This is a genomic window from Pseudoxanthomonas sp. 97-1-1, from assembly GCF_057773125.1.
Genome location: NZ_JBYMTJ010000002.1, coordinates 457,483 through 470,802 on the forward strand (window position 1 = coordinate 457,483; position 13,320 = coordinate 470,802).

The window sequence follows — 13,320 nt, forward strand, 5'->3', positions numbered from 1 at the left end:
GGGGCGCAACACCCAACCTAGGATCCGAATGTCGCAGCAAACCACCATCCGCAAGCTCGCTGAACTGGTCAATACGCCGGTCGAGAAACTCCTGGAGCAACTGGCCGAGGCCGGGATGAGCTTCAGCGGTCCCGACCAGGTCGTGACCAGCATGGAAAAAGTGAAGCTGCTCGGCTTCCTCAAGCGTTCCCACGGCAAGAGCGATGCCGCCGCGGATGATGCCGGGTCGAAGAAGATCACGCTGAACCGCCGCAAGGTGCAGGAAGTGACCGTCGCGGCCGGCCGCAGCAAGACCACGGTGAACGTGGAAGTGCGCCAGAAGCGCACCTACGTGAAGCCGACCGACGCCGAATCCGTCAGCACCAACTGGCAGAACGAACCGGATCCGGAACGCGCCGAGATCCTGCGCAAGCTGGAAGAGTCCCGCCAGCGCAACCTCGACGAACAGCAGCGGCTGGCCCAGGAAGACGCCAAGCGCGCCGAAGAGCTCGAGCGTCGCCGGCAGGAAGAAGCCGCCGCGCGTGCCGAAGCGGAGGCCGCGCGTGCGCAGGCCGATGCCGAGGCAGCGGCACTGGCCGCCGGTGCCGTCGCCGTGGACGGTGACGAGCCTGCGCGCCCGGCGAAGCCGGCGACCCCGGGCCACCACGTGCCCAAGATGGTCGTGCGCAAGGATCCGCCGCGTACCGACGACCGCAACAATGCCGCGGCCGCCAAGCACAAGACCCGTGGCTCGCATGCGATGGTGGCCGGCGTCGAAGACGACGACAACACCAGCCGCTTCGCAGGCCAGTTGCACCTGTCCGCCGCCGATCGTGCCCGTCGCGGCGCTTCGCGCGGCAAGCCCAAGCCGCCGCGCCGCCATGAGCAGAGCCGCGGTGGCGGCGGTGCGCATGGCTTCGAGCGTCCGACCGCGCCGATCGTGCGCGAAGTGGCGATCGGCGAGACCATCACCGTGGCCGACCTGGCGCAGAAGCTCGCGCTGAAGGGGGGCGACGTGGTGAAGGCCCTGTTCAAGATGGGCGTGATGGCCACCATCACCCAGTCCATCGACCACGACACCGCCGCGCTGATCACCGAGGAACTGGGCCACAAGGCCGTCCGTGCCGATGCCAACGACGTCGAGAACGAACTGCTGGCGCATTCGGAAGAGCAGCAGGGCGAGAAGGTCGCGCGTCCCCCGGTGGTCACCATCATGGGCCACGTCGACCACGGCAAGACCTCGCTGCTGGACTACATCCGCCGCACCAAGATCGCCAGCGGCGAAGCCGGCGGCATCACCCAGCACATCGGCGCGTACCACGTGGAAACGCCGAAGGGCGTCATCAGCTTCCTCGATACCCCGGGCCACGCCGCGTTCACCGCGATGCGCGCCCGTGGCGCCAAGCTGACCGACATCGTGGTGCTGGTGGTCGCGGCGGACGACGGCGTCATGCCGCAGACCCGCGAAGCCATCCAGCACGCCAAGGCGGCCAAGGTGCCGCTGATCGTGGCGGTGAACAAGATCGACAAGTCCGACGCCGACCCGCTGCGCGTGAAGAACGAGCTGCTGGCCGAGGAAGTGGTCGCCGAAGACTTCGGCGGCGACACCCAGATGGTCGAGATCTCGGCCAAGACGGGCCAGGGCGTGGACAACCTGCTGGACGCCATCTCCATCCAGGCCGAACTGCTGGAACTGAAGTCGGTCGAAGACGGCCGCGCCAGCGGTGTGGTCATCGAATCCTCGCTGGACAAGGGCCGTGGCCCGGTTGCGACGGTGCTGGTGCAGCAGGGCACGCTGAAGAAGGGCGACTACCTGGTCTGCGGTGTCCAGTACGGCCGCGTGCGTGCGCTGTTCGACGAAACCGGCGCACAGCCGCCGTCGGCCGGCCCGTCCATCCCCGTGCAGGTGCTGGGTCTGTCCGGCGTGCCCGAGGCTGGCGATGATTTCGTCGTGGTCGAGGACGAGCGGTTGGCCAAGGACGTGGCGCAGCAGCGCGACACCAAGCGCCGCGAATCGCGCCTGGTGCAGTCCGCCGGCAGCCGCATGGAAGACATCATGGCGCAGCTGGGCAAGGGCGAAGGCCAGCTCAGCCTCAACCTGATCATCAAGGCCGACGTGCAGGGTTCGGTGGAGGCGCTGCGTCATTCGCTGACCGCGCTGTCCAACGAATCGATCCGCATCAACATCATCCACTCCGGCGTGGGCGGCATCACCGAGTCCGACGCCAACTCCGCGGTCACCTCCAAGGCTACCGTCATCGGCTTCAACGTGCGTGCCGACGCCTCCGCGCGTCGCATCATCGAAGCCGCCGGCGTGGACCTGCGGTACTTCTCGATCATCTATGACGTGATCGACCAGGTGAAGCAGGTGGCCTCCGGTCTGTTGGGCGTGGAGATCCGCGAAGAGATCATCGGCATCGCCGAAGTGCGCGACGTGTTCCGCAGCTCCAAGTTCGGTGCGGTCGCGGGCTGCATGGTGGTCGAGGGCACGGTCAAGCGGAACAAGCCCATCCGCGTGCTGCGCGCTAGCACGGTGGTGTTCGAGGGCGAACTGGAATCGCTGCGCCGCTTCAAGGAGAACGTCGACGAGGTGCGCAATGGCACCGAGTGCGGCATCGGCGTGAAGGCCTACAACGACGTCCAGCCGGGCGACCAGATCGAGTGCTTCGAGCGCATCGAAGTGCAGCGCACGCTCTGAACATGCCGACCAAGTCGTTCCACCGCACCGACCGCGTCTCCGCCCAGCTCCGTCGCGAGCTGGGCACGCTGGTGCACGAGGCCGTGCGCGAGCACGGCCTGCCGTCGGTCAGCGTGTCCGACGTGGAAGTCACCCGCGACATGGCGCATGCCAAGGTGTTCGTCACCGCCCTGATGCCCGAGCGTTCCGTGGAAGCCGTGAAAGGCCTGAAGGAACTGGCCTGGGGTTTGCGCATGGAACTGGCGCGTCGGGTCAAGATGCGCCACGTACCCGAGCTGCATTTCCACTACGACGATTCCGTCGACCGCGGCGAGCGCATCGAGAACCTGCTGCGCGACCTGCCGCCCCCGCCGGAAGACGAGTGACCCCGCGTTTCCTGTAGACGCTGCGACAACAGCGGCACAGGGCTCCCCGGACGTCATCCGAATGCGGCAAGGCCACGGTCGCAGCTTACGCAGCTCCTACAGAAGGTCATCCCGCTTCCGATGTCGCCGCCGAAGCTCAAGTTCCGTTCGCTGGATGGCCTGCTGCTGCTGGACAAGCCGCAGGGGATGAGTTCGAACGCCGCGCTCCAGGTCGCACGCCGGCTGTTCCGGGCAGAGAAGGGCGGGCATACCGGCAGCCTCGATCCGCTCGCCACCGGCCTGCTGCCCCTGTGCTTCGGCGAGGCGACCAAGATCGCCGGCCTGTTGCTGGGATCCTCCAAGGCCTACGACACGGTCGCCGTGCTGGGTACCACCACCGATACCGACGATGCCGACGGCACACCACTGCGTGAACGCGCGGTGCCACGGCTGGATGCCGCCACCTTGGACGCCGCGCTGGCCCCGCTGAAGGGACGCATCCGTCAGCGCGCCCCCATCTATTCGGCGCTCAAGCAGGGCGGCGAGCCGCTCTATACCAAGGCCCGCCGCGGAGACGTCATCGAAGCGCCCGAACGCGACGTCGATGTCCACGCCATCGAGGTGCTCGGGATCGCGCCGGACCGGCTCTCCCTGCGGGTCGAGTGCGGTTCCGGCACCTACGTGCGCAGCCTGGTCCGTGATCTGGGCGAGGCGCTGGGCTGCGGCGCCCACGTGGCCGAACTGCGTCGTCTCTGGGTCGACCCGTTCAGGCAACCGCGCATGTATTCCCTGGACGCGTTGCAGGCGCTGGCTGAACAGGGTGGGGAAGCCGCCCTCGAGGCGTGTCTGCTGCCCATCGAGGCTGGCCTGGCCGGCTTCCCCCGGGTCGACGTCGACGCCATCGATGCGCGCCGGCTGGCGCAGGGCCAGAAGCTGCGCGGACACCCCCCCCGCGACGGCACGGTCGCGATCCACGGGCAGGACGGCCGCGTCCTGGGGCTGGGCACGGTCGATGCCGACGGCACCCTCTCGCCGCAGCGATTGTTCGCCTGGGCGGTCGCCGGCACCGCCACCAAGGGCGGCAACGGTCAATAAAACCTTGTTTCACAAGGCCCCCGCGGCTACACTACGCCGCCGGTTTCGCGCCGGCATTTCCTTATTTCCCCAGCTTCATCAACGGCGAGCCAGGCGGTGCGCGCGGAGGACACCCGCGTTCCTGCAGGCCACGCATCAACAGAGAGAAACCATGTCCGTCGATACCCAGAAAGTGATTGCCGACAACGCCCGCGGCGCCAACGACACCGGCTCCCCGGAAGTGCAGGTCGCCCTGCTGACCGCCCGCATCGAGCACCTGAGCGGCCACTTCAAGACCCACAAGAAGGACCACCACAGCCGCCGTGGTCTGCTGCAGCTGGTCAACCGCCGCCGCAGCCTGCTTGACTACCTCAAGAAGAAAGACAACGAGCGCTACAAGACCTTGATCGAGAAGTTGGGTCTGCGTCGCTGATATACCCCCCACCGCGGCGCAGAGATGCGCCGCGGTTTGCATTTCAGGGAACGGAATGCGCTGCATCCGCTGGCCGCACCGGGCCCGCCCCGCACAGCACCACCGGCCGGACGCATCCGGCCAGCCGCACGCGACAAGGGTCGCGTGAGGTCCAACCCGCACAAGGCACCTCAAGGAACCAACGTGGCAAAAATCACCAAAACCTTCCAGTACGGCAAGCACCAGGTCACCCTGGAAACCGGCGAAATCGCCCGCCAGGCGGGCGGTGCCGTCATCGTCAAGTTCGATGACACCGTGCTGCTGGTCACCGCCGTGGCGGCGAAGTCGGCCCGCGAAGGGCAGGACTTCTTCCCGCTGACGGTCGACTACCAGGAGAAGTTCTACGCCGGTGGCCGCATCCCGGGCGGCTTCTTCAAGCGCGAAGGTCGCGCGACCGAGAAGGAGACCCTGATCTCCCGCCTGATCGACCGCCCGCTGCGCCCGCTGTTCCCGGAAGAGTTCCGCAATGAAGTGCAGGTCATCGCCACGGTGATGTCGCTGAACCCGGAAATCGACGGCGACATCCCGGCCCTGATCGGTGCTTCCGCCGCCGTCGCCCTGACCGGCGCGCCGTTCAACGGCCCGATCGGTGCCGCCAAGGTCGGCTACGTCAACGGCGAATACGTGTTGAATCCGACCGTCAGCGAACTGAAGGACTCCAAGCTGGAGCTCGTCGTCGCCGGTACGTCCAACGCCGTGCTGATGGTGGAATCCGAAGCCGCCGAGCTGTCCGAAGACGTGATGCTGGGCGCCGTGATGTTCGGCCACCGCGAAATGCAGAAGGTCATCAACATCATCAACGAGCTGGTCACCGAAGCCGGTACCAAGAACTGGGACTGGTCTGCGCCGGCCAAGAACGAGGCGATGATCTCCGCGCTGAAGGAAGCCGTGGGCACCCAGCTCGAGTCCGCCTTCCAGGTGCGCGACAAGCTGCAGCGCCGCGACGCCATCGCCGCCATCAAGAAGGACGTGCTGCAGCAGCTGGCCGGCCGTGCCGAAGCCGATGGCTGGAGCGCCGGCGCGCTGTCGAAGGAATTCGGCGAGCTCGAGTACCAGACCATGCGCGGTTCCGTGCTGGCCACCAAGGTCCGCATCGACGGCCGTGCGCTGGATACCGTCCGCCCGATCTCCTCCAAGGTCAGCGTGCTGCCGCGCGTGCACGGCTCTTCGCTGTTCACCCGTGGTGAGACGCAGGCGATCGTCGCCGTCACCCTCGGCACCGCGCGCGATGGCCAGGTGATCGACGCCGTCGGCGGCGAGTGGAAGGACCACTTCCTGTTCCACTACAACTTCCCCCCGTTCTCGGTGGGCGAAGCCGGCCGCATGATGGGCCCGAAGCGTCGCGAAATCGGCCACGGCCGCCTCGCCAAGCGCGGCGTGCTCGCCGTCATGCCGACGATGGAAGCTTTCCCGTACACCATCCGCGTGGTCTCGGAAATCACCGAGTCGAACGGTTCCTCCTCGATGGCTTCGGTCTGCGGCAGCTCGCTGGCGCTGATGGATGCCGGCGTGCCGATCAAGGCGCCGGTGGCCGGCATCGCGATGGGCCTGGTGAAGGAAGGCAACGACTTCGTCGTGCTGAGCGACATCCTGGGTGACGAAGATCACCTGGGCGACATGGACTTCAAGGTCGCCGGTACCGCCAACGGCGTGTCCGCGCTGCAGATGGACATCAAGATCGAAGGCATCACCGAAGAGATCATGAAGCAGGCGCTGACGCAGGCGAAGGCCGGCCGGTTGCACATCCTGGGCGAAATGGCCCATGCGATGACCTCGCCGCGCCAGGAGCTGAGCGAGTTCGCGCCGCGCCTGATCACCATCAAGATCCACCCCGACAAGATCCGCGAAGTGATCGGCAAGGGCGGCTCGGTGATCCAGGCCATCACCAAGGAAACCGGCACGCAGATCGACATCCAGGACGACGGCACCATCACCATCGCCTCGGTGAACGGCGCCGCCGGCCAGGCCGCCAAGGCCCGCATCGAGCAGATCACCTCCGACGTCGAGCCGGGCCGCATCTACGAAGGCAAAGTCGCCAAGATCATGGACTTCGGTGCGTTCGTCACCATCCTGCCGGGCAAGGACGGCCTGGTGCACGTGTCGCAGATCTCCAACGACCGCGTCGAGAAGGTCAGCGACGCGCTGAAGGAAGGCGACGTGGTGAAGGTCAAGGTGCTGGAAGTCGACAAGCAGGGCCGCATCCGCCTGTCGATCAAGGCCGTGGAAGAAGGCGAGGGCGTGTCGGCCGAGTAAGCCGCACGACATCGCGACGCGATACGGAAAAGCGGGCTTCGGCCCGCTTTTTCTTTGACGCGCCCATGAACCTTGAGAAGCGCGGCTCCTCCCTCTCCCCGCAGGCGGGGAGAGGGTGCCGAAGGCGGGTGAGGGGCAGCCGGAGCCGCGATCGTTCATGGCGCGCAACGCATCGAGTGTGCTTCTTCCATCGCCTTGTTCGTTGTTCCCGCCGTCGCTTTGAGTGCGTTGGCTTCGTCGCCCCTCATCCGGCCTTCGGCCACCTTCTCCCCGCAGGCGGGGAGAAAGATTCATGCCATGCGCGATCGCGCAGGACACAGCGTCTTCATGCACGCGAAGAATGCCGCCGTGCCGTCGACGATAATGGCGTCATGAATTCGACGAATACACGCGCAGCCGCGCCAGTCTCCCTCTGGTCCGGCCGTGGCCTGGTGCTGCTCGGCATCGTGCTGTCCGCATTCAACCTGCGTACCGCGGTGACCTCGCTCACACCGCTGCTCGACACCTTGGGCGATACGTTCGGCTTCGGCGCGACGATGACGGGAGTGTTCGGCATGCTGCCGACGGCCGCATTCGCGCTGTTCGGTGTGGCGACGCCGGCACTGGCGCACCGCATCGGCCTGGAGCGGACGGCGTTGCTCGCCATGCTGCTCGCCATGCTCGGCCTGCTGCTGCGCAGTGCGGCGGGCGACACGACGGCGCTGGTGGCGGCCTCGCTCACCGCGCTGGCGGGCATGGGCATCGGCAACATCGTGCTGCCGCCGCTGGTGAAGCGCTACTTCGCCGATCGCGTGGGTACTGTCAGCACGCTCTACATCACCGTGCTGCAGGCGGGCACCATCCTGCCCGCGCTGGTCGCGGTGCCGGTAATGGAAGTCGCCGGCTGGCGCATCTCGCTGGGCCTGTGGGCCGTGTTTGCGGCCGCATCGGCGGTACCGTGGTGCCTGGTGCTGTGGCAGGAACGCAGCAAGGCCTCGCCTTTGGCGCGCACGCACGATGCCGCCGTCACCGTCGACGACGAAGCGCCCGAGCTGGCCGCGCCGCGACCGCCGGGTCGCGCATGGCGCTCGCCGGTGGCGTGGGGCATGGCGCTGATGTTCGGCATGACCTCCTTGGTGACGTACTCGATGTTCACCTGGTTGCCGAAGCTGCTGGTCGAGGCCGGGGGCACGCCCGCGCTGGGTGGCACGATGGTCGCACTGTTCTCCACGCTGGGGCTGGCGGCCTCGCTCACCATGCCGCTGATCGCGGTACGCATGCGCAATCCCTTCATCGTGGTCGTGGTCTGCGCGGGCTTCTACGCGGCGGCGTTCACCGGTCTGCTGCTCGCACCGATGGCCGCACCTGCCCTATGGGTGGCGTTGCTTGGCCTGGGGCCCAGTACGTTCCCGCTGTCGTTGACGATGATCAATCTGCGCACGCGCACGCCGGAGGGGTCGGCGGCGTTGTCCGGTTTCATGCAGGGGGTGGGTTACACGTTGTCCTGCGCGGGGCCGCTCGCCTTCGGACTGCTGCACGAATACACGCACGGCTGGTCATGGCCGATGGCGTTCCTCGCCGCCTGCGTCGGCGTGCTGTTGGTCGGCGGCTACCTGGCCTGCCGGCCGCGCTATCTGGAAGATACTTGGCACTAGTGGGCAGGATGATGTGCGCTGAATTCCGGGCGCTCGCCGACACCATCATCTCGCCCATGTCGACGGCTTACAGGAAGTCACAACGACTTCCGGCAGGGGTTTGCGGGCCGCGGCAGTGCTATCTAGTCGCTTTCCTGACCGTTGCTGGGGAGCATCCGCATGACCACCCGTCGTGACCTGTTCAAGCTGGGCGCGCTGGCCGCCGCCGCGGCCGCGCTGCCGTCCTTCGCTTCCGCTGCCAGCGAGGGCAAGCCGGTGGGGAAGGCAGCCAAGCCGCTGAACATCCTGGTCCTCGGCGGCACCGGCTTCACGGGTCCGTTCCAGGTCGACTACGCGCTCAAGCGCGGGCACAAGGTCACCCTGTTCAACCGCGGGAAGCGGCCGTCGCCGGAATGGCCCGCCGCCGTCGAACAACTGCACGGCGACCGCAATACCGGCGACCTGGCCGCACTGAAAGGGCGCACGTGGGACGTCTGCATCGACAACCCCACCAGCCTGCCGTTCTGGGTGCGCGATGCCGGCCAGGTGCTGAAAGGCAACGTGGGGCACTACCTCTTCATCTCCACCATTTCGGTATACGCCGATGGCGGCAAGCCGGGCATCAACGAGGATTCGCCGCTCGCCGTCTACAAGGGCAAGGATGCGATGGCTGAAACCCAGGAGACCCTGCGTGCCGACATCGAGAACCTCTATGGCTCATTGAAGGCATTGAGCGAAGCCGAAGCCCGCAAGCAGTTCGGCAGGAACGTCACCATCGTGCGCCCGGGTTACATCGTCGGTCCGCGCGACGAAACCGATCGTTTCACCTACTGGCCGCACCGGGTGGCGCAGGGCGGCGAAATACTGGTGCCCGGCCAAGGCAACGATCCCGTCCAGATCATCGACGGCCGCGACCTGGGCGAATGGATGATCCGCCTGGCCGAAGCGAAGACCACCGGCACCTTCAACGCCTGCGGCCCGGATTACACGCTCGGCATGGATGCCCTGCTGCATGGCTGCCAGGCCGTGACCGGCGGCGGCATGACGCTGACCCACGTGACGCCCGAGTTCCTCGAGCAGCAGCAGGTCGGCCTGCCGATCTGGGTGTCGCCGAGCCACTCGCAGTACGGCGGCTACGGCGCGGTCAGCAATGCGCGCGCGATCACGGCGGGCCTGACCTTCCGCCCGCTCGCAACGACCGTTGCCGACCTGCTGGCCTGGTTCCGCGGCCTGCCGGCCGAGCGCCAGGCCAAGCTCAATGCCGGCATCACCCGCGACAAGGAAGCCGAGTTGCTGAAGGCGTGGCACGCGCGCAACGGCTGAGCGCGCGCCGCTGTCCCTGTAGGAGGGGCTTCAGCCCCGACCGACCCGTCACCGCAGGCCGACGCTGCGGACGGACGTGAGCGCTTGTACGCCGCGCGGGTGCCTGCCGTTCGAGACCGGCCAGCATCGGGGCTGACGCCCCACCTGCGGGCGCTGTGCCCTCAACGCTCCCGTCGCACCAGCATCCGGTCCACCGGGCCGCGACGTTGCCAGTCGGGGACGGCGCGTTCGATGGCCGTTACCGGTGTGGGTGCGCCGGTGACGGTATCCGGCACCACCAGCGACGGGATCGACGTGGCGGTGGTCGCAGCACCTTCCGACTTCGGAGCCAGATCGGTGCCCTGCATGAGGCCCAGTGGGGCGTAGCCGGTGTAGCCGGGGAAGACCTGGCTGAGGTTGGCGTTGCCCATGCGACGGATGAGGATTTCCGACATCACGCGGCGGTAGTCGGTGGTCACGGGCACGTCGCCGAACGTGGGCGAGAGGATTTCCGGATTCAGTCCGGGCCAGCTGCCGTAGAAGCGGCGCCCGTTCACCGGCCCGCCCAGCACCAGCATCGGGTTGCCGTAACCGTGGTCCGTGCCGCCGTTGGCATTGGCGCGCACGCGGCGGCCGAACTCGGACTGCACCACTACCGTCACGCGCGCCATTTCGCCGGTGCCGTTGAGCTCGGCGTAGAACGCGGCCAGCGCGGCGGAGAGTTCGTTGATCTTGTTCTGGTAGTAGTGGTAACCGCTGCCGGCGGTACCCTGGCCTTCGTGCGTGTCCCAGCCGCCCAGGTCCAGCGTCGCGTAGCGCAGGCCCAGGTTGAAGCGGATGGTCTGCGCGATGGTCCACAGCTGTTGCGCGAAGTTGCCGGTCGGCCAGCTGGCCGGCAGGCTGGCATAGCCCTGTTGTCCGATCAGGCGCAGCGCGCCGTCGGCGCGGCGGCCGCTGGTCTCGAGACCCGTCTGGCCATTCCACAGCGACGCCACCGTCTCGCTGACGCCGCGCAGACCGCTGGGTGAATCGCTGCGCGTGCGCTGCCAGCTCCACGCCGTGGTGTTGAGCGAGAAGTCGGACGGACTGCTCATCGTCAGCGCATCCACCGCGCCCATCAGGCCCGCCGGTTGCGTGCCGCTGACGCCCAGCGCGGGCAGGGTGCCGGTGCCGTTGGGCCGGGTTTCCCAGGCGCGCGTCATCCAACCGGTCGGCGAGCCGTACTTCCCGGGCGTGCCCAAGTCGATGTACAGCTGCGCGTCGAAGTGGCTGCGGGTGACCGTGGTCGCCATGCCGCAGGCATGCACGATGGCCATCCTGCCGTCGTTCCACAGGTCGCGCAGGCCGCTGGCGGACGGGTGCAGGCCGAAGCCGGTGCCGGCACCGCCGGACAGCGTCAGCGGCAAGGCTCCGTAGGCACCACTGGTCTCGATTTTCAGGCTGGGACGCGCTTCCTCATAGAAGCCGCGGTCCACGCCGTCGATCGGCACGACCAGGTTCAGGCCATCGATGCCGCCCCGCAGGAACAGATGCACGACGGTGTCGTAGCTGTTGACGGCGGCATCGACGGGATCGGCGAACATCAGGCTGCCGCCCGCAGTGCCGACGATGGCGGCTGCGCCGCAGCCTTTGACGAACTCGCGTCGGGTCAGTCGGAAGTCGGTCATCGGGGCCTCAGCGGCTCATGAATTCGGGAGTCATCAGGATCAGCGCCACCAGGCTGCGCAGGCGCTCGTGGTTGTAGTGCCGCTTCAGGTCGCTGCCCTGCCACGTGTTGGTATCGGTGATGACATAGGTGTTCGGATCGCCGTTCTGCGCCATGAACGCCACCAACGCTTGTTTGCGCGCGGCTTCGGGCTGGTAGCCCAGCAGGCGCGTGCACCACCAGGTGACCAGCGTGTTCGCGGTCCAGTTGGCGACCGGCACATTGGCGCGCGTGGTGTCCACGATCGGGTGCAGCGGCACCTCGCCGTCCTTGCTTTCGGTCAGCCAGCCCAGCAGGCGCCAGGTCATCGCGAAGGAATTCGAACCCGACCACGCCAGGCCCGTGTCCGGGTAACCGTTGGGTGCCGGCCAGTTGTAAGGCGTGTGCCCTGTGAAGCCATACAGCCACATGAAATCGCCGCTGCGGCCGTGGTCCAGGCGGATCGTCCAGTCGCCGCCCAGCGTCCGCATCGCCGCGACCGATGCGTCGAACGGGCGCCGGTTCTTCTGGCCGAAGCTGTTGATGAAGTCGTCGGAGTTCAGGATGTGCCGCAGCACCAGTTCGATCTGGTTCGGCGCGCGCCAGTTGGCACGGAAGATCGCCGCCGCGCTGTCGATCAGCGCCTGCTTCGGCGTGTCGCTGATGAAGCGGCGGATCAGTTTCTTGCAGATGAACTTGGCCACGCGCGGATGGCTGGCCAACCGGTCCAGCACGTCGCGACCGTCCTTCAGCGCGGGCTGTTCGGGATAGATCAGCATGCCGAGCAGGAATTTCGGGCCGGCGTCATGCCACGACTGGCGATAGACGAAGGTGCCGTCGTTCTCGGTGGGGAACTGCCAGTGCCCGTTCTTCGCCGACCAGCCGGTGAAGGCGGCCGAGGTTTCGTACACGTCGATGTCGGTGTAGCCGATGGGATACGCCGGATCCTCGGGGCAGGGCGGCACCTGGAACGGGTCCATGAAGCCGAGGTAGTTCTCAGCGCCCAGGGTGTGCAGTTCCAGCAGTTCGCGGGCGAAGTTTTCATTCGGGCCCGAACGCGAATTGCTGATGTTGTCCAGGTAGTAGAGCATCGCCGTGCTCTGGGCCACGCCTTCCAGCATCGTGCGGAAATTGCCCTTGGCGTTGGCGCGGATCACGTCGCGGTCGTAGTGCACGAATACCGGGCCGACGCTGAAGTCGGTACCCAGCACGTTGAAGTGGTCGTGCCAGAAGTTGATCAGCACTTCACGCAACTGCCTGCGCGAGTACACCGCGCGCACGAAGGCCGCGCGCTGCACCTCATTGGCCGGGCGCATGCGGATGTTGTGCTCGGGGTCCGTCACCACGTGGTCGGCCCACAGCTGGGTCAGCGACTTGTTGAGGGTGATGTAGCCGCCGGCGGTGAGCCGGTTGGTGACGGCGCTGTCGTCGATGGCGTCCCAGTTGAGCTGCCAGTCCACGTAGTTGGCCAGGCGCTGGCGGTCGCTACTGCCCAGCGCGTTGAATTCGGCGATGCTGGCGGCGGTGGCGCCGTAGCTGAGGTTGTTGAGCGCCTGCACGGCGAACGGCGGCCGCGCCATCGTCATCAGGGAGGGGTTCGACTGCCCCATCATCACGCGGCCACCGCCGGGTGCGGCCACGGCTGCCGCCTCCGGTGCGGGCGTGGTGTCCTTCGGACTGGCGCGTTCGCCGCCCTTCCAGCCGTACAGGCGGTTCAGGCGTTCCCGGACCTGGGCGCCAAGATCGGGCGCTGCGACGTACGGTTTTGCCTGGACGCGGGCGTCGAGGCGTGCACGCGTGCCCACGGCCTTGCGTCGCCACGGGCCACGCGCGAACAGCCGACGCCACGGGACGGTGTAGTACGCCATGCGGATTTCCCTGACTTCCCCGGAATGCGGGAA

The 13,320-nt window shown here is 67.2% G+C and carries 9 protein-coding genes; 7 read left to right on the top strand and 2 right to left on the bottom strand.

Annotated features, from left to right (window positions below; genetic code table 11):
• Positions 1 to 28: 28 nt before the first annotated feature.
• The 7 genes from infB (at position 29) to AC3DET_RS09405 (ending at position 9,756) form a co-directional block, all read left to right on the top strand.
• On the top strand, positions 29 to 2,677 hold the full coding sequence (infB, locus tag AC3DET_RS09375; RefSeq protein WP_446538534.1) for a translation initiation factor IF-2: 2,649 nt from the start codon (positions 29 to 31) through the stop codon (positions 2,675 to 2,677).
• A gap of 2 nt (positions 2,678 to 2,679) precedes the next feature.
• On the top strand, positions 2,680 to 3,042 hold the full coding sequence (gene rbfA, locus AC3DET_RS09380) for a 30S ribosome-binding factor RbfA (protein ID WP_488391433.1): 363 nt from the start codon (positions 2,680 to 2,682) through the stop codon (positions 3,040 to 3,042).
• Positions 3,043 to 3,162: 120 nt separating this feature from the next.
• Positions 3,163 to 4,116, top strand: a complete 954-nt coding sequence (gene truB / locus AC3DET_RS09385) for a tRNA pseudouridine(55) synthase TruB (RefSeq protein WP_488391434.1) — start codon at positions 3,163 to 3,165, stop codon at positions 4,114 to 4,116.
• Between the two features lie 151 nt (positions 4,117 to 4,267).
• A complete protein-coding gene (rpsO, locus tag AC3DET_RS09390; protein ID WP_162336597.1) occupies positions 4,268 to 4,528 on the top strand; it encodes a 30S ribosomal protein S15 in 261 nt (86 codons plus the stop codon).
• A gap of 183 nt (positions 4,529 to 4,711) precedes the next feature.
• Complete coding sequence (pnp, locus tag AC3DET_RS09395; RefSeq protein WP_446538532.1) at positions 4,712 to 6,820, top strand: polyribonucleotide nucleotidyltransferase; 2,109 nt, start codon at positions 4,712 to 4,714, stop codon at positions 6,818 to 6,820.
• A gap of 371 nt (positions 6,821 to 7,191) precedes the next feature.
• A complete protein-coding gene (locus tag AC3DET_RS09400; RefSeq protein ID WP_488391435.1) occupies positions 7,192 to 8,454 on the top strand; it encodes a CynX/NimT family MFS transporter in 1,263 nt (420 codons plus the stop codon).
• Positions 8,455 to 8,613: 159 nt separating this feature from the next.
• Complete coding sequence (locus AC3DET_RS09405; protein WP_488391436.1) at positions 8,614 to 9,756, top strand: NAD-dependent epimerase/dehydratase family protein; 1,143 nt, start codon at positions 8,614 to 8,616, stop codon at positions 9,754 to 9,756.
• A 161-nt stretch (positions 9,757 to 9,917) separates the two neighbouring features.
• Here the strand turns inward: AC3DET_RS09405 and AC3DET_RS09410 are convergent, their stop codons facing one another.
• Together AC3DET_RS09410 and AC3DET_RS09415 are read right to left on the bottom strand one after the other, a co-directional pair.
• Positions 9,918 to 11,402: a DUF1501 domain-containing protein gene (locus AC3DET_RS09410; protein ID WP_488391437.1), complete on the bottom strand. Its 1,485-nt coding sequence runs from the start codon at positions 11,400 to 11,402 to the stop codon at positions 9,918 to 9,920.
• Between the two features lie 7 nt (positions 11,403 to 11,409).
• Positions 11,410 to 13,287: a DUF1800 domain-containing protein gene (locus AC3DET_RS09415; RefSeq protein ID WP_488391438.1), complete on the bottom strand. Its 1,878-nt coding sequence runs from the start codon at positions 13,285 to 13,287 to the stop codon at positions 11,410 to 11,412.
• Positions 13,288 to 13,320 lie beyond the last annotated feature (33 nt).